Source organism: Embleya sp. NBC_00896, from assembly GCF_045207785.1.
In the GTDB taxonomy this organism is placed as follows: Bacteria; Actinomycetota; Actinomycetes; order Streptomycetales; family Streptomycetaceae; genus Embleya.
The window spans coordinates 3,230,919-3,252,091 of sequence record NZ_CP108776.1 but is presented as its reverse complement, the minus strand read 5'-3'; the positions used below and the strand labels follow the sequence as shown (position 1 = coordinate 3,252,091).

The 21,173-nt window shown below is 70.2% G+C and carries 23 protein-coding genes and 1 tRNA gene; 16 read left to right on the top strand and 8 right to left on the bottom strand.

Annotation, left to right across the window (positions count from 1 at the left end):
- Positions 1-50: 50 nt before the first annotated feature.
- From OG928_RS14690 to OG928_RS14675, 4 genes are all read right to left on the bottom strand, one after another.
- Positions 51-899, bottom strand: a complete 849-nt coding sequence (locus tag OG928_RS14690; RefSeq protein ID WP_406283772.1) for an S-methyl-5'-thioadenosine phosphorylase — start codon at positions 897-899, stop codon at positions 51-53.
- A 3-nt stretch (positions 900-902) separates the two neighbouring features.
- On the bottom strand, positions 903-1,247 hold the full coding sequence (locus OG928_RS14685; RefSeq protein WP_406283770.1) for an FmdB family zinc ribbon protein: 345 nt from the start codon (positions 1,245-1,247) through the stop codon (positions 903-905).
- A 46-nt stretch (positions 1,248-1,293) separates the two neighbouring features.
- Complete coding sequence (locus tag OG928_RS14680; protein WP_406283768.1) at positions 1,294-2,583, bottom strand: MFS transporter; 1,290 nt, start codon at positions 2,581-2,583, stop codon at positions 1,294-1,296.
- A 372-nt stretch (positions 2,584-2,955) separates the two neighbouring features.
- Positions 2,956-4,458, bottom strand: a complete 1,503-nt coding sequence (locus OG928_RS14675) for a potassium/proton antiporter (RefSeq protein ID WP_406283766.1) — start codon at positions 4,456-4,458, stop codon at positions 2,956-2,958.
- 294 nt (positions 4,459-4,752) lie between these two features.
- Here OG928_RS14675 and OG928_RS14670 point away from each other — a divergent pair, with 294 nt between their 5' ends.
- Positions 4,753-8,061: a penicillin acylase family protein gene (locus OG928_RS14670; RefSeq protein ID WP_406283764.1), complete on the top strand. Its 3,309-nt coding sequence runs from the start codon at positions 4,753-4,755 to the stop codon at positions 8,059-8,061.
- Between the two features lie 18 nt (positions 8,062-8,079).
- Here OG928_RS14670 and OG928_RS14665 read toward each other — a convergent pair whose 3' ends face one another.
- A complete protein-coding gene (locus OG928_RS14665) occupies positions 8,080-8,667 on the bottom strand; it encodes a 5-formyltetrahydrofolate cyclo-ligase (RefSeq protein ID WP_406283762.1) in 588 nt (195 codons plus the stop codon).
- Positions 8,668-8,758: 91 nt separating this feature from the next.
- Between OG928_RS14665 and OG928_RS14660 the strand changes: the two genes are divergently transcribed.
- The 8 genes from OG928_RS14660 to OG928_RS14625 all read left to right on the top strand — a co-directional run bounded on the left by OG928_RS14660 (position 8,759) and on the right by OG928_RS14625 (position 15,099).
- Complete coding sequence (locus OG928_RS14660) at positions 8,759-9,502, top strand: GGDEF domain-containing protein (RefSeq protein ID WP_406283760.1); 744 nt, start codon at positions 8,759-8,761, stop codon at positions 9,500-9,502.
- 10 nt (positions 9,503-9,512) lie between these two features.
- Positions 9,513-10,439, top strand: coding sequence for a UTP--glucose-1-phosphate uridylyltransferase (locus tag OG928_RS14655; protein WP_406283758.1), 927 nt, complete (start codon positions 9,513-9,515; stop codon positions 10,437-10,439).
- The gene (gene glp / locus OG928_RS14650) at positions 10,436-11,656 is read left to right on the top strand and encodes a gephyrin-like molybdotransferase Glp (RefSeq protein ID WP_406283756.1); all 1,221 of its coding nucleotides are present in this window, start codon (positions 10,436-10,438) and stop codon (positions 11,654-11,656) included. Before OG928_RS14655 ends, glp begins: the two co-directional genes overlap by 4 nt.
- A gap of 170 nt (positions 11,657-11,826) precedes the next feature.
- Positions 11,827-12,294, top strand: coding sequence for a cyclic pyranopterin monophosphate synthase MoaC (gene moaC, locus OG928_RS14645; RefSeq protein WP_406290979.1), 468 nt, complete (start codon positions 11,827-11,829; stop codon positions 12,292-12,294).
- Between the two features lie 8 nt (positions 12,295-12,302).
- The gene (locus tag OG928_RS14640; RefSeq protein ID WP_406283754.1) at positions 12,303-12,986 is read left to right on the top strand and encodes a molybdenum cofactor biosynthesis protein B; all 684 of its coding nucleotides are present in this window, start codon (positions 12,303-12,305) and stop codon (positions 12,984-12,986) included.
- Positions 12,971-13,600: a GNAT family N-acetyltransferase gene (locus tag OG928_RS14635; protein ID WP_406283752.1), complete on the top strand. Its 630-nt coding sequence runs from the start codon at positions 12,971-12,973 to the stop codon at positions 13,598-13,600. Before OG928_RS14640 ends, OG928_RS14635 begins: the two co-directional genes overlap by 16 nt.
- 274 nt (positions 13,601-13,874) lie before the next feature.
- On the top strand, positions 13,875-14,975 hold the full coding sequence (locus OG928_RS14630; RefSeq protein ID WP_406283750.1) for a hypothetical protein: 1,101 nt from the start codon (positions 13,875-13,877) through the stop codon (positions 14,973-14,975).
- Positions 14,976-15,025: 50 nt separating this feature from the next.
- Positions 15,026-15,099: transfer RNA gene (locus tag OG928_RS14625), tRNA-Ala, on the top strand.
- A 359-nt stretch (positions 15,100-15,458) separates the two neighbouring features.
- Here the strand turns inward: OG928_RS14625 and OG928_RS14620 are convergent.
- Together OG928_RS14620 and OG928_RS14615 are read right to left on the bottom strand one after the other, a co-directional pair.
- Positions 15,459-15,992 carry a hypothetical protein gene (locus OG928_RS14620; RefSeq protein ID WP_406283748.1) on the bottom strand — a complete coding sequence of 178 codons (534 nt, stop codon included), beginning with the start codon at positions 15,990-15,992 and terminating at the stop codon, positions 15,459-15,461.
- Between the two features lie 517 nt (positions 15,993-16,509).
- Entirely contained in the window at positions 16,510-17,010 is a 501-nt protein-coding gene (locus OG928_RS14615) for an ATP-binding protein (RefSeq protein WP_406283746.1), read from the bottom strand.
- A gap of 232 nt (positions 17,011-17,242) precedes the next feature.
- Here OG928_RS14615 and OG928_RS14610 point away from each other — a divergent pair, with 232 nt between their 5' ends.
- The 7 genes from OG928_RS14610 to OG928_RS14580 all read left to right on the top strand — a co-directional run bounded on the left by OG928_RS14610 (position 17,243) and on the right by OG928_RS14580 (position 20,508).
- Positions 17,243-18,094, top strand: coding sequence for a helix-turn-helix domain-containing protein (locus OG928_RS14610; protein ID WP_406283744.1), 852 nt, complete (start codon positions 17,243-17,245; stop codon positions 18,092-18,094).
- Positions 18,095-18,103: 9 nt separating this feature from the next.
- Positions 18,104-18,295, top strand: coding sequence for a hypothetical protein (locus OG928_RS14605; protein ID WP_406283742.1), 192 nt, complete (start codon positions 18,104-18,106; stop codon positions 18,293-18,295).
- Between the two features lie 183 nt (positions 18,296-18,478).
- Positions 18,479-18,628, top strand: a complete 150-nt coding sequence (locus OG928_RS14600) for a hypothetical protein (RefSeq protein WP_406283741.1) — start codon at positions 18,479-18,481, stop codon at positions 18,626-18,628.
- A 10-nt stretch (positions 18,629-18,638) separates the two neighbouring features.
- Complete coding sequence (locus OG928_RS14595) at positions 18,639-18,830, top strand: hypothetical protein (RefSeq protein ID WP_406283739.1); 192 nt, start codon at positions 18,639-18,641, stop codon at positions 18,828-18,830.
- Positions 18,831-18,989: 159 nt separating this feature from the next.
- A complete protein-coding gene (locus OG928_RS14590) occupies positions 18,990-19,181 on the top strand; it encodes a hypothetical protein (RefSeq protein WP_406283737.1) in 192 nt (63 codons plus the stop codon).
- A gap of 163 nt (positions 19,182-19,344) precedes the next feature.
- Positions 19,345-19,536 (top strand): hypothetical protein, encoded by a 192-nt coding sequence (locus OG928_RS14585; protein ID WP_406283735.1) that lies wholly within the window; start codon positions 19,345-19,347, stop codon positions 19,534-19,536.
- Positions 19,537-19,668: 132 nt separating this feature from the next.
- On the top strand, positions 19,669-20,508 hold the full coding sequence (locus OG928_RS14580; RefSeq protein WP_406283733.1) for an SGNH/GDSL hydrolase family protein: 840 nt from the start codon (positions 19,669-19,671) through the stop codon (positions 20,506-20,508).
- Between the two features lie 34 nt (positions 20,509-20,542).
- On the opposite strand, the gene OG928_RS14575 is transcribed toward OG928_RS14580, so the two are convergent.
- The gene (locus OG928_RS14575; protein WP_406283731.1) at positions 20,543-21,130 is read right to left on the bottom strand and encodes a TetR/AcrR family transcriptional regulator; all 588 of its coding nucleotides are present in this window, start codon (positions 21,128-21,130) and stop codon (positions 20,543-20,545) included.
- Between the last annotated feature and the right edge of the window lie 43 nt (positions 21,131-21,173).

The window sequence follows — 21,173 nt, the reverse complement described above, 5'->3', positions numbered from 1 at the left end:
GGCCGCCACCCGAACCCGGGCGGCGGCCTTCGTACGAAAGCATTCGTCGGCTACGCGGGCCGCTCCACATCGGCGGTCCCACACGTGCACGACCGCGTCTTCGGCAGCGCCGCGACCACATCGAACAGGAGGCTCCGCATCCGGTCGACGTTGGCCGCGAAGACCGCCATCACCTCGGCGTGCGTGACCCCCTCGCCGGCCTCGACGCCGGCGTCCAGGTCGGTCACCAGCGCGATCGCGGTGCAGCACAGCCCGAGCTCGCGCGCGAGCACGGCCTCGGGGTGCCCCGTCATGCCGACGATCGACCAGCCCTGCGCGGCGTACCACCGCGATTCGGCGCGGGTGGAGAAGCGCGGCCCCTCGATCACCACGAGCGCCCCGCCGTCCACCGGCTGCCAGCCCGCGTCGCGCGCGGTGGCCGCGACCACGGCGCGACCGTCCGCGCAGTAGGGGTCGGCGAAGGTCGTGTGCACGACCGGCGGGATCGTCCCGTCGGGGAGCGGCAGGCCGTCGAAGAACGTCTGCGTGCGGCCGGACGTGCGGTCGACCAGCTGGTCGGGGACCACGAGGGTGCCGGGACCCAGCTCGATCCGGAGACCGCCCGTCGCGCACGGCGCGAGCACCTGCGTCACCCCCACGGCCCGCAGGGCCCACAGGTTGGCGCGGTAGTTGATCCGGTGCGGCGGGATCGAGTGGTCGCGCCCGTGCCGGGGCAGGAACGCGACCCGACGGCCGGCGATCTCGCCCAGGAAGAGCGCGTCACTGGGCGCGCCGTAGGGCGTGTCCACCCGCACCTCGACGACGTCGTCCAGGAACGCGTAGAACCCGGATCCGCCGATCACGCCGATCTCGGCCGGGGCCACGCCCGCCGGCAGCACGCTCGACCCGCTGTCCGCCATCGCTCAGGCCGCCGAGGACGTCGTACCGGACGACGAGGAGCCCGACGAGGACGAGGAAGAGCCCGAGGACGACGCGGACGAGCCCGAGGACGACGAGCCCTCCGAGGAGGACGAACCGGACGACCCGGACGACGCCGCCGAGGCGCTCGCCGGAGTCGAGGCCGTGCTCGCGCCGCGGCTGTCGGTCCGGTAGAAGCCCGAGCCCTTGAACACGACGCCCACGGCCGAGAAGACCTTGCGCAGCCTGCCCTGGCAGGCGGGGCACTCGGTCAGCGCGTCGTCCGTGAACTTCTGGACGGCCTCAAGCCCCTCGCCACAGGCGGTGCACTGGTACTGGTACGTCGGCACGGTCTGGTCCTCCTTCGACAGACAGGTCAGCTGGGTACTGGCACTCTCACCTGTCGAGTGCCAATGGTGCAGCATTCACCGGAGTTCCGTCCACCACGGTCTCCGTCGCGGGTGTAACGGGTGTCACATTCACGCGTGTGGACGACTTGGGCTCCGGCGTCAGCAGGCGCTGTCCGGCCAGCACCACAAGGAATCCGATGCCGGCGGCCGCCAGTGTCAGCACGAACCCGGCGCCCGAGCCCCGAGCGTCGGTGAGCATCCCGGACAACGTCGAACCGAGCGCGAGTCCCAGACCGATCGCGCCGGTGAGCCAGGTGAACGCCTCGGTCTTGGCCGCGGCCGGGACCAGGGTGTCGACGAGGGTGAATCCGGTGATCAGGGTAGGTGCGATCGCCAGTCCACACAGCAACGCGACGGGCACCATGATTCCCACGTTCGGAATCGCCCACAACGGCGCCGTGCCGAGCGCGAGCAGCGCGAACGTGACGAGCATGCGGTGATGCGCCGAGCGGCGCCAGGCGACCGCGCCGTAGACCGCGCCGGCGATCAGGCTGCCGCCCGCGAAGACCGCGTACAGCGCGCCCGCCAGGCCCGGCTTGCCGATCTCCTCGGCGAACGCCGTGACGGAGACCTGCACCGTGCCGAAGATCGCGCCGATGCAGACGAAGGCGACGACGAGCACTCGGACGCCGCCGATCCGCAGCGCGGACACGCGCGGCGCGTCGGCCGCGGTCCGCACCACGCGCCTGGGCGCCGTACCGCGCTGCATCGCGAACAGCAGCGAGCCGCCGACGGTGAGCACGGCCTCGACGATCAGGCCCGCGGCCGGGTGTACGCCGGTCGCCAGGAAGGTCGCGACCACCGGGCCCACCACGAAGGTGAACTCGTCGGTCACCGACTCGAACGCGAACGCGGTCGGCAGCAGCGGCGACTTCTCCAGGTGCGCGGCCCACCGGGCCCGCACCATCGAGCCGATCTGCGGCACGGAAGCGCCCGCGAGCGCGGCGGTGCCGAACAGCAGCCACAGCGGGGCGTGGGCCAGCGCGGCGACGATCAGCGCGGCCACCGCGGCGCCGTGCGTCAGGGCGCCGGGGATCACCACGGCGGCCTGGCCGAAGCGGTCGGCCAGCCGGCCGGTCTGCGGACCGGCGAACGCGAGCGCGACGGCGGCCGCGGCGGAGACCGCGCCGGCCGTTCCGTACGACCCGGTCGTGTGCTTCACGAGCAGCACGATCCCGAGCCCGAGCATCGCGTAGGGCATCCGCGCGATCAGCGCGGGAAGCAGGAATCGCCAGGCGGACGGAGTCCGCAACAGCGACGAGTAGGTGGAGATCATGCGCACCGCTCCCTGCGGGCGCGTGCGGCGGTCCGATGCGTGGGCATCGCGGGTATCGCTTCCTGCCACCTGGTAGCGCACATGGGAAACCCCGGTACGCCGAGAGCTGTCCTCGAAAGCGTCCACCGGGGTAGATACCGAAGCTGTGCTCCGGCCGCCATGCGGTCACGACGCCAGCCCTGCGTCAGGCAGAGTCGGTGTGTGGAGGGATCGGCGAACGAGGTGCCATAGAGCACGTGCCATCAAGCACCCCGCCGACAATCAACCACCCGATCCTACACTTATCTCACAACAATCGATCCCCGAATGTGACGAGATTCGCACAGCTGAAACACCGGTGTCTCGCTCCGGTGTCTCGATCGGGCCCGGTCCTCACGTGTCGCCCTTGACCCCGAACCAGCCCGCGAGCTTGCCGCCCCTGCTGACCGCCCGCAGTCGGTCCTCCGCCTCGTCGCGCACGGTGTCCGTGGCCACCACGAGCAGGTCGTCGCCGCGTTGGAGCACGGTGGTCCGCTCGGGGACGAAGCTCTCGTCGTTGCGGACGATCAGGGTGATCGCGGCCCCGCGCGGCAGCCGCAGCTCGCCGATCTCGACGCCGTGCATGAGCGAGCCCGGTCGCACGCTCACCGACAGCAGGTGGCCCTGGAGCCGTTCCAGCGGCGCCGACTCGACGCCGAGGTCGGTCGGCTCGTGCTCGCCCACGAACCCCGCCTTGCGGGCGATCCACGGCAGCGTCGGGCCCTGGACGAGGGTGAACACCACCACGAGCACGAAGGTGACGTTGAACAGCCGCTGGGCGTCCGGGACGTCCTTCACGATCGGGATGGTCGCGAGCACGATGGGCACCGCGCCGCGCAGGCCCGCCCAGGACAGGATCACCTGCTCGCGCCACGGCATCCGGAACGGCGTCGTGGTGACGATCACCGACAGCGGTCGGGCGACCAGCAGCAGGATCGTGCCGATCACCAGTGCCGGCATCACGTCGTCGGCCAACTCGTGCGGTGTGACCAGGAGTCCGAGCAGGACGAACAGGCCGATCTGGGCCAGCCACCCGAGCCCCTCGGCGAAGCCGCGGGTCGCGGGGCCGTGCGGGAGCTGCGAGTTGCCCAGCACGAGCGCGGTCAGGTAGACCGCGAGGAACCCGCTGCCGTGCGCGAGCGCGCCGCCGGAGTAGGCGAGAACGCACAGCGCCATGACCGCGATCGGGTACAGACCGGACGCGGGCAGCGCGACGTGCCGCAGGCCGTAGGCGCCGAGCTTGCCCACCGCGAGCCCGATCGCCGCGCCTATGGTCAGTTCCATGGCGATCTCGCCGAGGACGGCGTACCAGGGGTCGATGTGACCCACCTGGGCGAACGTGACGACCAGGATCACCACCGGCGCGTCGTTGAAGCCGGATTCGGCCTCCAGCAGGCCGGTCAGCCGATGCGGCAACGGCAGCTTGCGCAGCACGGAGAACACGGCCGCGGCGTCCGTGGAGGACACGATCGCGCCCATCAGGATCGCGGTCCGCCAATCGACGTCGAGGACGAGGTGCGTGGCGAACGCGGTGACCGCGACGCTCACGCCGACCCCTACGGTGGAGAGCACGGCCGCGGCCGGGACCGACGGCTTGATCTCCTTCCAACTCGTCGCTATCCCGCCCTCGGCGAGGATTACTATCAGCGCGGCGTAGCCCAGGGTCTGGGTCAACTCGGCGTTGTCGAAACCTATGCCGAAGCCGTCCGCGCCTATCAGGATCCCGAGTCCGAGGTAGAGCAACAGGCTGGGCAGGCCGGTGCGGGTCGCGAGGCGCACGGCGATGACGGCGGACAGCATGACGATGGCACCCAGGAGCAGGACCTGGTTGAGCTCGGACACGGACACGTGCGTCACCTCCGGCGGTCGTCGGTCCGGCCACCCCCCAGGCGGCCGCACGGAGTGCAGTACAAGAAGGCAGGCGACGACGGGCGGTACCGACGCCGCGAAAGCGCAGGCAATCAGCGGGCCGTGGGAAGGGGAGCCCTGCCGCGCCGGCGAACCGGCGATGAATTACCTACGCCTGGCAAATATTTTACCAAAGCGAAGGATCCATACCCCAGAGGGGTCCGTCTCGTACCCGTGGCTGTGATGCCGACGACGCTCGGCTTTTAAGGTGTCCCTTGCCGCACCGACCGCATAAGGACCTTGATGCCTCCCTCGAAGACGCCCGACCCGGAGCAGCCCCCCGGTGGCCAGGACGCCTCATCCTCCGGGTGGGACGACTGGCCCACGGGGGAGTGGCCCACATCGCAGTGGGCCGCGGCGGATCCGGTCGCGGCCCAGCGGCGCGCGGAAGAGCGCGCGGAGCGTGAGCGCCTGGCCGCCGCGCAGCAGGAACCGCCGCCGCAATCGCCGTACGGCGAGCCCGAGCCGTACGGCGAACCCCAGCCGTATGTGGAGCCGGAGCCATACGGTCGGCCCGAGCCGTACACCGGGCCCGAGCCATACGGACAACCGCAACTCCCCGGGCAGCAGCCGCAGTACGCCCAGCCCGAGCCGTACGTTCCACCGCAGCCGTACGCGGAACCCGAGCCCTACGTCGAACCGGGGCCTTACGTCGAACCGGAGCCGCAACCGGCTCCGGCTCCGGCTCCGGCCCCCGTCCCGGCCCAGGCCCAGGCGCAGGCCCAAGTCCCGGCCCCCGAGCCGGTCCCGGTACCCGCCCCCGTCGCCGAGCCGGAGCCCGCCGCCCCGTCCGCCGGCGCCGCCGCCAAGGTCAACGAACGATCGACGGCCCCCCGGGGACCGTCCAAGGCGTGGCGTCGTTTCCGGTTGACCGCCATCGTCTTCGTGGTGGTGCTCGCGATCGCGGCGGGCGGCCTCGGCTGGTGGGGTTGGCAGTTGTCCCGGGATTCGTTCCCGCAGACCTCGGGCAGCGTCCGGGTCCCCGGCCTGACCGGCAAGGTGGACGTGGTCCGGGACGCCAAGGGCATCCCGCAGGTGTACGCCGACACGTCCGAGGACCTGTTCCGTGGGCAGGGCTACGTGCACGCCCAGGACCGGTTCTGGGAGATGGACGTCCGCCGGCATCTGACCGCGGGTCGGCTGTCCGAGATGTTCGGCTCCGGCCAGGTCGAGAACGACAAGTTCCTGCGCACGCTCGGCTGGCGCAAGGTCGCCGAGCAGGAATACGCGGCGATGCCGCCGGAGTCGCAGAAGTTCCTCCAGGCGTACGCCGAAGGGGTCAACGCCTACCTCAAGGACCACAAGGGCGCCGACGCGTCGTTCGAGTACGCGCTGCTCGGTGTCGTGCACGACGGCTACAAGGCCGAGCCGTGGACCCCGGTCGACTCGGTCGCCTGGCTCAAGGCGATGGCGTGGGACCTGCGGACCAACATGCAGGACGAGATCGACCGCGCGCTGCTGTCCGACAAGCTGACGGTCAACCAGATCGACGAGCTGTACCCGCCGTACCCGTACGACACCAACCAGCCGATCGTGAACACCGGCGCGGTGGTCAAGGACCCGAAGGACGGCAGGACCGAGCGTTTCGTACAGGACGCCCAGCCGGCCGCGCCGTCCAAGGGCGCGCAGCGCGCCCTGTCCGACCTGTCCACGTCGCTCGCGAACCTGCCGCAGCTGTTCAGCGAGAAGTCCTCGGGCGTCGGCTCCAACTCGTGGGTGGTGGCGGGCAGCCGGACCACGACCGGCAAGCCGCTGCTGGCGAACGACCCACACCTGTCGCCGTCGCTGCCTTCCGTCTGGTACCAGATGGGCCTGCACTGCCGCACGGTCGGACCGCAGTGCGCCTACGACGTGTCCGGCTACACCTTCTCCGGCATGCCGGGTGTGGTCATCGGCCACAACCAGAAGATCTCGTGGGGCTTCACCAACCTCGGCGCCGACGTGACCGACCTCTACCTGGAGAAGATCCAGGGTGACGGCGTGCTCTACAACGGCAAGTACGAGCCCTTCAAGGAGGTGCGCCAGGAGACCATCAAGGTCGCCGGCGGGTCCGACCGGACCATCACGGTGCGCACCACCCAGCACGGCCCGATCCTGACCGACGTGTCCGACGAGTTGGAGGACGTCGGCAAGGACGCGCCGATCCCCGATCCCAGTCCGCAGCGCGAAGAGGGCTTCGCGGTCGCGCTGCGCTGGACCGCGTTGGATCCGGGCACCTCGATGGACGCGCTCTTCCAGCTCGACAAGGCGCAGAACTGGAACGAGTTCCGTGCCGCGCTGAAGAACTTCGACGCGCCCTCGCAGAACGCGATCTACGCCGACGTCGACGGCCACATCGGCTACCAGGCGCCCGGCAAGATCCCGGTCCGGCGCAGCGGTGACGGACGCTGGCCGGTGTACGGCTGGGACGCGAAGTACGACTGGGCGGGCACGATCCCGTTCGACTCGCTGCCGAGCGTGTACGACCCGGCCGAGGGGTACATCGTCACCGCCAACAACGCGGTGACGTCGCCGGCGTACCCGTACCTGCTGACCTCCGACTGGGGGTACGGCGCGCGCAGTCAGCGGATCGTGGAGATGATCACGAAGGCGCCGGGCAAGATCGATTCGACGATGATGCAGACCATGCAGTCGGACGATCTCAACCCGGTCGCGCGGTTCCTGGTGCCGTACCTGCGCGACGTCCGGATCGACGACCCGTGGGTGCGCGAGGCGCAGGACCTGCTCAAGGACTGGGACATGCGCAACGACGCGGACTCGAAGGCGGCGGCGTACTTCAACGCGGTGTGGCGCCAGGTCATGATGCTCGCGTTCGGCGACAAGATGCCGTTCTCGGTACGCGCCGACAACGACTGCGCGAGCAACGCCACGACCAGCGACGTGCAGTGCGGTGATCGCGACGACTCGACCGCGCAGCCCGACGGCGGCGACCGCTGGAACGAGGTCGCGCGCACGCTCCTGGCCAGTCCGGAGAGCCCGTGGTGGAACATCTCCAAGGACCCGGGCGCGATCACCACGCGCGACGGCCTCCTGCACAAGGCGATGACCGAGGCCCGCAAGGACCTCACCGTCCGGCTCGGCAAGAACATCGACACCTGGTCGTGGGGCCGCCTGCACACGCTCACGCTGCGGAACCAGACCCTCGGCACCGAGGGCCCGGGCCCGGTCAAGTACATGCTCAACCGCGGGCCGTACGAGATGTCCGGCGGTGAGGGCCTGATCAACGCCACCGGGTGGAACGCCGCGCAGGGCTACGAGGTGACCACCGTGCCGTCGATGCGGATGGTCGTGGACCTGTCGAACCTGGACGCGTCCCGGTGGATCAACCTGACCGGCGCGTCGGGGCACGTCTGGCACGACAACTACACCGACCAGACCGACCTGTGGCGCAAGGGCAAGACGCTGGAGTGGCCGTACACGGTCGCCGCGGTCGACAAGGCGGCCAGACACCGGCTGACCCTGGAGCCCGGCGGACCGGCCGGGCCGCCGGCGCCCGCGGCCCCGGCAGCACCGGGGATCCCGGCAACCCCGGCAACCCCCGCGAGACCGTGACGAGCGCCCGCGGCGGTGCTACCGGGTGAACCGGTACACCGCCGCGGGCGTCACCGCGATGTCCACGGGCACGTCGTGCGGCTCGGCCGGCACCCGCTCGACCACCTCGTCGTCGTACAACAGCACCACCGTCACGGCCGCGGCCGGCACCCGTGCGAGCGCCCGGTCGTAGCTGCCGCCGCCGCGCCCGAGCCGCATGCCGCGGCGATCCACCGCGAGCCCCGGCACCACGAGCACGTCCGCCTCGCGCACGCCCTCGGGGCCGAGCCGCGGCCCGACCGGCTCGCGCAGCCCGCGGCCGGCCGGCACGAGCGACGCCGGCCCCTGGTAGAGCGCCCAGTCGAGGTCGTTGTCGGCCAGCAGCACCGGCAGCAGCACGCGCCGCGCCGACCCGCCCGCGAGCTCCTCGGCCAACTCGCGCGAGCCGGGCTCGGAGCCCACCGGCACGTAGGCCGCGACGGTGCCGGCCGCCGCCATCTCGGGGAGCGCGAGGAGCGCGTCACGGAGCGCGTGGTTCGCCGCGACACGCCGATCGAGCGCCCGTAGTGACCGTGAGTGCATCAACTGTGACCTCAGCGTGGCCTTGTCGTTGAGGATGTCCTTCATGCTGTTCCCTGAATGACGTATTTGGACGGGTTACCGAAGGAGTCCGCGCAATCGACACAGTTCGCGCCATCGCATCGGCCTCGGGCCCGTCATGGGCCTGACCTTCGAACGCCTCCTGATCATCCTGCTCGTCGGCGCGCTCGCGGTCGCGGTCGGCTCGCTGGTCGTCGCCGTGCGCCGGCTGCGCGCGATCGCCGGGCACGAACTCCCCGAACTGCGACACGAGGTGACCCGCCTCGAACTGAGCCGCGCCGAACTCGAGCGGCTGTCGGTGACCGACCCGCTGACGGGCGTCTGGAACTACCGCTACCTCCAACTCGTGCTCGACCGCGAGGTGATGCGCGCGTCGCGGTTCGGCCGCCCGCTGGGCCTGCTCATCCTCGACCTCGACCACTTTCGCGATGTCAACGAACGGCACGGACACCAGGGCGCCGGCGCCGTGCTCCGCGAGGTCGCGCAGCGGCTCGCGCTGGAGATCCGCCAGGTCGACACGATCGCCCGCTACGGCGGGGAGGAGTTCGTGATCCTGCTGCCCGAGACGGACGCGGCCGGGGTCGCCACGGTCGCCGAGCGCCTGTGTTACGCGGTGCGGCGCGGGACGTTCGGCGCGTCGGCCGACCCGGTCCGGCTCACCATGGCGATCGGCACGGCCGTACTGCCGGGCGACGGCACGCACGGCGCAACCCTGCTGCGAGCCGCGGACCGGGCGCTGGCCCGGGCCAAACGCGAGGGCGGCGACCGCTTCCACGGCGCGGCCGCGACCGAGGCCACGCCCCTGGACCACAACCGGCCAATCGCCGGGCTTCACGGGACCCCCGGCGATCTCACCCGTTAGTGTCGGGGCCATGCCTCCGCGTCATCCGTTCCACATCACCAAGGCCGTCGTGCCCGCGGCCGGTCTGGGTACGCGCTTTCTGCCGGCGACGAAGGCCACGCCGAAGGAGATGCTGCCGGTCGTGGACACGCCGGCCATCCAGTACGTGGTCGAGGAGGCGGTGGCCGCGGGGCTCACCGACATCCTGATGGTCACCGGCCGCAACAAGCGCCCGCTGGAGGACCACTTCGACCGCGCCTACGAACTCGAGCACGCGCTCGCCGCGAAGGGCGACCTGGACCGGCTCAAGCTGGTGCGCGAGTCGAGCGAGCTGGCCGCGATCCACTACGTCCGCCAGGGCGACCCGCGCGGCCTGGGGCACGCCGTGTCGTGCGCGCGGCCGCACGTGGGCAACGAGCCGTTCGCGGTGATGCTGGGCGACGACCTGATCGATCCGCGCGACCCGCTGCTCAGCACGATGCTGCGGGTGCGCCGGGAGCTCGGCGGCAGCGTCGTGGCGCTGATCGAGGTCGACCCGACGCAGATCCACCTCTACGGCTGCGCGGCGGTCGAGCCGTTGGCCCCGGGTACGTCCGAGCCCGGCGTGGTGCGGGTGACCGACCTGGTGGAGAAGCCCGAACCCGGTACCGCGCCGAGCAACTACGCCGTGATCGGCCGATACCTTCTGGACCCGGCCGTGTTCGCCGTCCTGGAGCGCACCCCACCCGGGCGCGGCGGCGAGATCCAGCTGACCGACGCCCTGCGCGTGCTCTCGGGGCGCGACCTGGCCGAGGGCGGCACGGTGCACGGCGTGCTGTTCACCGGGCGCCGGTACGACACGGGCGACCGGGCCGACTACCTGCGTGCCATCGTGAAGCTGGCATGCGAGCGTGAGGATCTGGGACCCGAGTTCCGGGCCTGGCTGAAGCGGTACGTGAACGAGGAGATGCAAGCATGAAAAGCGTCGAGGACCACCTGACCGGGATCCTCGGGCGGATCGAACCGCTGGCGCCCCTCGAACTGCAACTGCTCGACGCGCACGGCAGCCTCCTGGTCGACGAGGTCGCCTCCACGGGGGATCTGCCGCCGTTCGACAACTCGTCGATGGACGGCTACGCCGTGCGCATCTCGGACGTCGCCGACGCGGGCGAGCGCTACCCGGTCGTGCTGGACGTCGTGGACGACATCGCGGCGGGCGACGCGGCCGAGACCGCGATCGGTTCCGGCACCTGCGCGCGGATCATGACCGGCGCGCCGCTGCCCGCGGGCGCCGAGGCGATCGTGCCGGTGGAGTGGACCGACGCGGGCATGCCGACCGTCCGGATCACCAGGCGGCCGTCGGCGGGCCAGTACATCCGGCGCCGCGGCAGCGACGTGACGGCGGGGCAGACCGTCCTGGAGGCGGGCAGCACGATCGGCTCCGCGCAGATCGGCCTGCTCGCCGCGATCGGCCGCGAGCGGATCCGGGTCCGGCCCAAGCCGCGCGTGGTGATCCTGTCCACCGGCAGCGAGCTGACCCAGCCGGGGCGCCCGATCGGCCCCGGCCAGATCCGCGACTCCAACAGCTACATGCTCACCGCCGCGGCGCGCGAGGCGGGCGCGATCGCGTACCGCGTCGGCAACGTGCCCGACGACCCCAAGGTGCTGATCGACACGATCGAGGACCAGTTGATCCGGGCCGATGTGGTGGTCACCACGGGCGGGGTCAGCGCGGGCGCGTACGACGTGGTCAAGGCGGTGCTCTCCGAGCTGGGCACGGTCGAGTTCGGCAAGGTCGCGATGCAGCCGGGGATGCCGCAGGGCTTCGGCGTGATCGGCCCCGACGAGACGCCGATCTTCACCCTGCCGGGCAACCCGGTCAGCGCGTTCGTGTCGTTCGAGGTGTTCGTCCGGCCGGCGCTGCTGCGGATGCAGGGCGCCGCGGTCACCGAGCGTCCGGTGGTTCGGGCCACGTGCGCGACGGCGCTGAAGTCGCCCGACGGCAAGCGCCAATACCTGCGCGCCTGGTACACCGCGCCGGCCGAGGGCGTCGGCGAGGGCACCGTCGAACCGGTCGGCGGCACCGGCTCCCACCTGCTCGGCAGCCTCGCCAAGGCGAACGCGCTGCTCACCGTTCCCGCCGACGTCACGGAGGTCGCCGAGGGCGCCGACGTGGCGGTCATGCTGCTGAGCTGACCCGCCGGACCGGGCCCGGGGCGGGCCCGCGCATGCGGGGCGCCCGGTTGTGGCTCTAACGTTGCCCCAGCACGACACAAGGCAGTTCGGCAGAGCTCACCGTATGGGGTGGAAAGTTGACGCGCGGCGCCAAGAACCTCACGCACCTCGACGAGGCCGGCGCGGCCCGCATGGTGGACGTCACGGCCAAGGAGGTCTCGGTCCGCACGGGCACGGCCTCGGGCCGGGTACTCGTATCGCCCCGGGTGGTCGAACTCCTGCGGGGTGAGGGCGTGCCCAAGGGCGACGCCCTGGCCACCGCCCGGATCGCGGGCATCATGGCCGCGAAGCGCACGCCCGACCTGGTGCCGCTGTGCCACCCGATCGCGCTGCACGGCGTCGCGGTGGACCTGACGGTGCACGACGACGCGGTGGCGATCACCGCGACCGTGCGCACCGCGGACCGCACCGGGGTCGAGATGGAGGCGCTGACGGCGGTCTCCGTCGCGGCGCTCACCGTCGTGGACATGATCAAGGCAGTGGACCCGGGCGCGGTCATCACCGACGTGCGGGTCGAGCAGAAGACGGGCGGAGCCTCCGGGGACTGGCAGCGGGACACGGGGGCAGGGGCCACACAACGGGACGGAGGGCAAGTCTGATGCGAGCCATGGTGATCACCGTGTCCACGCGAGCGGCGGCCGGGACCTATCAGGACGAGAGCGGTCCGGTGATCGCGCGCGGCCTGCAGCAGTTGGGCTTCGAGACGCGCGGGCCGCAGATCGTGCCGGACGGCGAGCCCGTGGCGCAGGCACTGCGCGACGCGGTGGCGGGCCACTTCGACGTCATCGTCACCACCGGTGGGACGGGGCTCAACCCGTTCGACCAGACACCGCAGATGACCAGCCGGGTGATCAGCTACGAGGTACCGGGCATCGCCGAGGCGATCCGGATGGAGAACTTCGCGAAGGTGCCGACCTCGATCCTGTCGCGCGGCATCGCCGGCGTCGCGATCACCCAGGACTCGCACTGGACGTACCGCAGTCTGATCGTCAACCTGCCCGGCTCGCCCGGCGGTGCGCAGGACGGGATGACCGTGCTGTCCAAGGTGCTTCCGCACGTCGTGTCGCAGCTCCAGGGCGGCGACCACCAGCAGGGCGGCGGGTTCGGCGGCGGGGGTGGCTACGGCGGCGCGCAGCAGCCGCAGCCCGGTGGCGGCGGTGGCTTCGGCGGCGCGCAGCAGCCGCAGCCCGGTGGCGGCGGCTATCAGGGCGGCTTCGGTGGCGGTGGCGGCTTCCAAGGGGGCGGCGGGGGCTACGGAGGGGCGCAGCAGCCGCCATGGGGCACGCACTGAGTCGCGGGTGGCCGGTGGAACTCACCGAGGGCCGGGTCACCCTTCGCCCCATCCGGGCCCGGGACGCCGAGGTCTGGCAGGAGGTCCACACGCGCAACCGCGAATGGCTGCGCCGATGGGAGGCGACCGTGCCGCCGGGTTCGGCGGCCGGTCGCCGACCCACGTTCCGGCAGATGACGCGCTTCCTGCGGGCGGAGGCGGGGGCGGGGCGGATGTTGCCGTTCGTGGTCCTGTACGACGGGCAGTTGGTCGGTCAGGTCACCGTCGCCGGGATCACGTGGGGCTCGATGTGCTCGGCGCACGTCGGCTATTGGGTCGACGAGCGGGTCGCCGGGCTCGGTGTGATGCCGACGGCGGTCGCGCTCGCGACCGACCACTGCTTCTTCCGGCTGGGGATACACCGCCTGGAGGTGTGCATCCGGCCGGAGAACCGGGCCAGCCGGCGGGTGGTGGAGAAACTCGGCTTCCGCGAGGAGTCGTTGCGGCCGCGCTACCTGCACATCGACGGCGACTGGCGCGACCATCTCGCCTACGCGCTCAACGCCGAGGAGGTCCCGGAGGGACTGCTGACCCGGTGGCGCGCCTACCGGGAGAGCCGGGGATTCACCTGGTAGCGAGATCTCTTCGGCGTCGATCCCGCCATATCGACACATCGATCTTGCGATTTCGCTACTCTGCCGGAGATATGAGCGGAGTCACCTCGGCAGACCCCAGCGCCTCCGTGGGACCGGCTGTCCGCATGGCCACAGGGATCACGGTGGTCCGGGCGGTCTCGCCATTCCCCGCAACCTCGGCAGTCACATTTGTCACATGGGTATCGGAGCGGATCGGGCGACACACCGTGCCTAATCCGACGATGCGGTGCTCATCCGGCTTAGCGTGTGAAGCGTGAACGGCAGCGGCCTGATCTACGCAGCGATCGTGGGGGCCTGGGCTGCCTATCTGGTGCCCATGTGGCTTCGCCGACAGGACGAGCTCAACGAGGCCCGTCCGACCGAGCGATTCACCACCGCGATCCGGATCCTCTCCCGTCGCGGCGCCTTCGAGCGTCGCTCCGCCCGCGCGCTCGCGGAGGAAGGCACGGAGGCGCCCGAGCGCGACGACGCCCCGGCCGAGCCCCCGCGCGCCCGGCAGCGCCCCGCCAAGCCCACTCCGCAACCGGCCGCGCAGACCACCGCGCCGGCGCCGGTGTCGGTGCCCAAGGCCAAGTCCGCGCCCAAGCGCCCGGCCCGCCGGGACGAGGGTCGCGCCGCGCTGCTGACCCGGCGCCGCAGGGTCATCGGCAGCCTTTTCGCGACCTTCACCGCCGGCGCGATCCTGGCCGGCGTGGTCGGCGGCCTCGCGTGGCTGTGGATCCCCGCGGTCCCGGGCCTGCTCCTGTCGATGTACATCGTCCACCTGCGCGTGCAGGAACGGCGCCGGTACGAGGCCGGCCTGCGGCACGTGGGCCGACCCGCCGCCAAGCCGGGCACCCCGGCCGACGGCACCCCGGCCGCCGAGCCGCGCCCGCGACCCAAGGCCCGCGAGGGACACGACGGCACGCCGTCCGAACCCCGCGCCGCGACCCCGCCGTCCGGGCCCGGCGACGCGCGCCAGGCCCGCCCGCCGCGCGCCGGCTCGGCGAGCTCGTCGAGCCCGTCCGGCACCTCCCGCGGCAAGCGCGACCGCGAGCCCGAGGAGCCCGCCCTCGCCGAGTGGATCGCCGAACTGGCCACCGGCGGCGGCCCGCACGACCGCGACACCTGGGACCCGGTCCCGGTCCCGCTGCCCACCTACGTGACCGCCCCGGTCGTCCCGCGCGGCGACGTCGAGGAGGAGCCGGAGCGCCCGCAGATCCACGCGGTCCCCGACCCCCAGCCGGCCGAGCCCCTCCACCCACCCACCCCGTTGTTCGACCAGTACGCCGAGGACACCCGCGCCGCCTACGGCGCCTCGGTCGACTCCCTGCCCCTCTACGAACACGAGTGGCGCCGCGCCGCCAACGACTGAACAACCCGTGCACGACCCCTCGTGCCGAGGTGGTAATGTTTCTCCTCGTTGGGCCTGTGGCGCAGTCTGGTAGCGCACCTCGTTCGCATCGAGGGGGTCTGGGGTTCAAATCCCCACAGGTCCACGCAGTTCGAAAGCCCCGCCGGATTCATCCGGCGGGGCTTTCGGCATTGCACCCTCCATCGCGTCGCGCCCCGCAGGCCGATGGGTCGACATCCCTTCCGGACACGGTGCCACGGCGATCGATGACTGGCGGGCCCTACAGCGTCGACTGCACACACCGCACACGCTCTACGACTTGCTTGCCGATACTCCGTTGCCGCCGGGGGCGGATGTGGAGGCCGCGATGGATGTGCTGACACGTGGGCGGGAGGAACTACGTCGACTGCTGAGGATCGCCACTGCGGCGTAGTTCGGGGGTTCGGCGAGAGGCCCGACCCACCGGGACCGCAGATGCGCTTGGACAGGTGTGGGGGCGGTTCATCAGTTGCTCACGTCATTCAAAGGGGCCGGGCCTGTCCCCGTTATGCTTTTTTGGGAGATAAAAACCCATTTGCCAGAGCTATCCTTCGTGAAAACAACATCGTGCGGTGTCTTGAACGAAGTGGCGCCCGGGCCTCCCGGGCCAAGTCCGGCGAAGGTCAACGTGGTTGTTTCGGATACTCGCAACCGGACCTCGTGCCCCTCTGCCTTGGCGCGATCCACATGGATTCGAACCTCGGACTTCGAATACCTCTCCCCGAGCGCAGCCAATCTCTCCCGACGCTCGGCGAGCTTGACGAGAGACTCGTCTTGCACACGAAGCAGAGCCACGCTCACCGCATGCGTCTCGCCGATCGTGGTCTTGCCGATCGTGTTCGCGTCGACGAGCGCCTCGGTTCGTTCCGCCAATAACGCCCGGACGGTCTCGGCCATGTTGGTGATCTCTGCCTGGGGCGGCAAAGACTTGGGCGATCCACACCCCAGAGCGAAGACCAACAGGACGGCGCATATGCCGGCGACGCGGTAGTGCCGCATGCGAACTCCTCGTGAAGAATGTCGCGGACGAAGGCCCATCCGACGGCTGCCATCCGTGATCACGATCAAACGCCGCCCATCGGCCTCGCAGCGCGTCCCTGCTATTCGACAGACGTGCGCATGCCCGTGCCGGTTCTCGCGCGCGGCGCACGGATGTGGTCACCCGATTCCGGTGGCTTCATGCCCACAACCGGCTCACGGGCAGGACATGGATGCGCTCGTCGATGCAGCCCGGTTCACCTGCAACCGCGATTGTTCTTCGGGGATTCAGGTCTCTGGCCTTTAGGAGTGATCCCAATCAGGCCCCGTCACTGCCTCTCGGTATGCCTGCTGCCGTGGGTGACGCCCCGCAGCGAGACGGGGCGGTGTACGTGTCGGGCTTGCCGGCCGGCCGATGGAACTCTCGGCGGGTTGTGTGATGACCTTTCCACTCGGTCGGCCCCGGCTCCCCGGTGGTGGGGTGCGAGTTGGATGCACCCCACCACCGGGACTTGTCGCTGCGCTCGAAGTCGCGTTGTCAGTCGCAGCGGAGTCGGATTCCTGCGACGACGGACTTTCCGCAGACGCGACGGGGGACCACGGCCCAGGTGGTCGAGACGGCGTCGACCAGGAGGAGGCCGCGTCCGCCGCATGCGTCGGGGGTGGGTGAGGTGAAGGTGGGCAAAGTGGTGCCGGGGTCGGAGACGGCGAGCCAGTAGTGGCCGTCGGCGGGCCAGAGGACGAGTTCGATGATGTCGTCGTCGACGAGCCGGGTCCCGTAGCGGATGGCGTTGGTGACCAGTTCGGAGACCAACAGGCCGAGGTCGTCGGCGAGTTCCGGCAGGCAGTCGGAGGGCAGGGCTTCCGCGATTGCCTGCCGCGCTTTCCGGGCGGAGGTGGGGTGGGCGGGGAGCGTCCAGTGGGCCGGGACTGTCGGGATGGCGGATGTGGGCCTGCGGCGGGTGGGGAAGGGGCATCCGGGCATGGCGTACTCCTTGGTGTGCTGCTGAGTTGGGGGCGCGTAGGTGATTGCGCGCACCGATGGCAGCGCCGGTGGCTTACCTCCCAGGCGCGTGCACACCCGCTCTGGGAGAGGCGGGCATGCTCGCGCGGTGCACTTCCGGCGTGGCCGTGCGTAGCTTGTGCGTTACTCGAAGCTAGCGTCTAGGCAGGCATGCTGCCACCTAATGAGAGGCAATTGCCTCTTTTGAGTTGGGCTGAGCTCGGTGGGGCACGGCAGACTGAGCGCCATCCAAGCCGGAGAGGGCAGCATGCCGACGCAACGCACACCTACAGAGCGCCAGAAGCGCCTGGGCGCCGAACTGCGCAAGCTGCGCATTGCCGCAGGGGCAACTACCGACTACGCGGCTGCACTGCTCGGTTTGGACCGCTCGAAGATCGCCAACATGGAGTCGGGTGTTCGTCCGATCACCCCTGAACGAGTACGCACGCTCGCCGGCAACTACTCCTGCGGGGACACTGCTTACATCGGCGCACTCGTGAGGATGGCCGAGAAGCAGGAGCGCGGCTGGTGGGAGCAGTACAGGGGTGCGCTCTCGTCGGGGTTGCTGAACATCGCAGAACTCGAGTGGCATTCGTCGCGTCTTCAGACGGCGCAGACGGTACATCTACCGGGCCTGCTGCACACCGACGAGTACGCTCGGGCCGTGTTCGGCGCCGTCCTCCCGCCGTTGTCCCGGCTGGAGATCGAACTACGCGTAAGCCACCGCATGGAGCGGCAACAGGTGTTGGAGGGTGACAACTCCCGCCCCTACGTCGGATACATCCACGAAGCGGCCTTGCGCATGGAGTTCGGCGGAAGCAAGGTCACCAAAGCTCAGCTTGAGCATCTTTGCGTGATGTCGGAACGCGAGTCCATCACGCTGCGCGTCATCCCTGTCGCCTGTGGCGCCTTCCCGGGCGCGGGTCATGCGCTCCTGTATGCGGACGGGGTCGTACCTCAACTCGACACCGTGCAACTGGACTCCGCGCACGGACCGGAGTTCACGCACGCGGAAGCCCAACTCGCGAAATACCGTGCGCACTTTGATTGGATGGCACGGGTTGCCTTGACGCGCGGGCAATCACGGGACTTCATCCACGCCATCGCGCGCCGGCTTTGAGGAGATCTGATGCCCGAGATTGCATGGGAAGATCCGTTTTGTGGCGAAGGCAACAACTGTTTCCGTGTCGGCGTCGACACTGATGGAAACGCCTACATCGCGGTCGGCGGCGATGAAGAGCACTACCTCACCGACTCCATAGAGGCTCTCCGCGCGCTCATCCGGGACGTGAAGGCAGGGAAGGCCGACCACCTGCTGTAGCTCTCGGCGGCCAACGATGATCGGGGCGGCGGTTTTGGCCGCCCCGATCTCTGCGTGCGGCGTCTGCGCCTTTCTCTTGGCTGCGTCGGCGGTGATCGGGAATCTCGTCTTGGGGGAGTGGTTTCCCGGCTCGGGACAGTCGTTTTTCTGTGCACTCAAGGCGAGGTGCCGAGCCTGGGCACGGTGCAGTTGGACCGTACGAGCGTGGCCGAACTCCTGCACCTGGAAGCGCAGTTGCGTAAGTTCAGGCTCCAACTGGACCAGATGGAACGGATCGCGCTGTCGGAAGACGAGACGCGTGACCTGATCCACTCCATCGCGTGGCAGCTTTAGGAGAACGCTCATGCCCGAGATTGAATGGGAAGATCCGTTTTGCGCCGAAGGTAACAACTGTTTTCGCCTCGGTGTCGACGCTGATGGAAACGCCTACATTGCGGTCAGCGGCGATGAAGAGCACTACCTCACCGACTCCGTTGAGGCTCTTCGTACGCTCATCCGGGATGTGAAGGCAGGGAAGGCCGACCACCTGCTGTAGCTCTCGGCGGCGTCGGGAACCTCCTTGAGGGGGCGGCTTGCACCTTGTGATCGCGTTGCGATCACCCTGGGTGGGCAGGTCGTTATTACGGTCGAGTGGCCGAGGGTCGGACGCGCGACCTGATCCACTGCAACGCGCGGCAGCTTTAGGAGAGCGCTCATGCCTGACATCAAGTGGGACGAACCCTTCTGCCAGGACTCCGGCAACTGCTTCCGTCTCGGCACCGACGCCGACGGGAACGCCTACATTGCCGTCAAAGGACAGGAAGAGCACTACCTCACCGACTCCATGGAGGCTCTCCGCGCGCTCATCCGGGACGTGAAGGCAGGGAAGGCCGACCACCTGCTTTAGCTCTCGGCGGTCGGCGGGAACCTCCTTGCAGGGGGAGAGGGTTGCACCTTGTGATCGCGTTGCGATCACCTTGGGTGAGTAGGTCGTTATTGCGGTCGCGTGGCCGAGGGGCGGACGCGTGACCTGATCCACTCCAGCGTGCGGCAGCTTTAGGAGAGTGTTCATGCCCGACATCACCTGGGAAGCCCCCTACTGCGCAGAGGGCAACTCCTGCTTCCGAGTCGGCACCGACGCCGACGGGAACGCCTACATCGCCGTCAAAGGACAGGAAGAGCACTACCTCGCCGACTCCATTGAGGCTCTCCGCGCGCTCATCCGGGATGTGAAGGCAGGGAAGGCCGACCACCTGCTGTAGCTCTCGGCGGTCGGCGGGAATCTCGTTGTGGGGGAGTGGGTTGCAGTTCTTGATCGCGTTGCGATCACCTCGGGTGAGTGGGTCGTTATTACGGTCGCGTAGCCGAGGACGGGACTGCCAACATCGGGTGACATGGGCGAGCTACTGAATCCATACGCGGACCTGTCCGGAATCAACTCTTATGTGGCGGTCGGGGATAGCTTCACCGAAGGTGTCGGGGATCCCGGGCCCGATGGGAACTTTCTCGGGTGGGCCGATCGGTTCGCGGCTCGGCTCGCGGTCGAGCGGCCGGGGCTTCGGTACGCCAACCTCGCCGTGCGCGGGAAGTTGTTGCACCAGATCGTCGAGGAGCAGGTGCCGCTCGCGATCGCGGCCCGCCCGGATCTGGTGACGCTGTGCGCCGGGGGCAACGACGTGTTGCGGCCGGGCAGTGACCCGGACCGGCTCGCCGCCGAGTACGAGGAGGCCCTCGCCGCGCTCACCGGGGCCGGTGCCCGCGTCGTGGTGTTCACCGGCTTCGACACCCGGTGGGTGCCGGTGCTCAAGCTGATCCGCGGCAAGGTCGCCACCTACAACGAGTTGCTGCGCGCGATCGCCGACCGGTACGACTGTCCCGTGGCCGACATGTGGTCGCTCACCTCGCTGCACGATCGGCGGGCGTGGAGCGAGGACCGGCTGCACCTGTCGCCGCAGGGGCACGACCGGGTCGCGCTCAAGGTCGGCCGGGCGCTCGGGCTCGACGGCGACCCGGACGCGGCCTGGCCCGCCGAGGACGTCGCGGTGACCGCCGGCGCGGCCCGCCTGGAGAACGTGCACTGGGCGCGCGAGCACCTGGTGCCGTGGATCGGGCGCCGGCTGCGCGGTCAGTCGTCCGGCGACAACATCACCGCCAAGCGGCCCGACCTGGTGCCGCTCGACGTCGCGACCCCGGGCACCGACGCGCCGAAGCCGACCGACCGGCAGGCCTGCTGACGCGTCGCCCGCGCCGTCCGCACCGACCGCGTCGTCAGGGCCCGTGGCCGGTCGGCGCCTCCGCCGCCGCGCCGAGCAGCAGCAGGCGTGCCGCGCGGGTGACGGTGTGTTCCACCTCGTCCATGGTCATCCGGCCGAACGCCCAGCTGAACAACGCGCCCTCCCACGCGACCCCGAGCAGTCGGACGAACTCTTCGGAGCCCGGGATCTCGTCGGCCATCGCGGTCCGGAACATGTCGTTCATGATCCGGTTGATCTCGCGGTGGCAGTCGCCCACACCCGGATCCGACGACCCGAGCGCATGGATCAGCGCGGCGGTCAGCCGCGGGTGGCGGGCCATCGTCCGACACGTGTTGTGCAGGATCGCGCACACCCGCTCGGCCGCGTCCACCCCGCCCGGCCGGGCCGCCCCGCTGCGCTCGAGGGCGGCGATCCACTCCAGATGGGTCGCCGCGAGCAGGTGGTCCTTGGACGAGAAGTGCCGGTAGATGGTGGCCGAGGACAGCCGGGACAGGCGGACCACGTCGCGCATCTGCACGCTGTCGTAGCCGCCCGCCGCGGCCAGGTCGCGGGTCGCGTCGATGGCCCGTCTGCGGATGTCCTGCTCCCGGGTGGCGGACACCGGCGCAGCCTCCCTCGACCGCGCCGGCGAGCCCGCCGGCGAA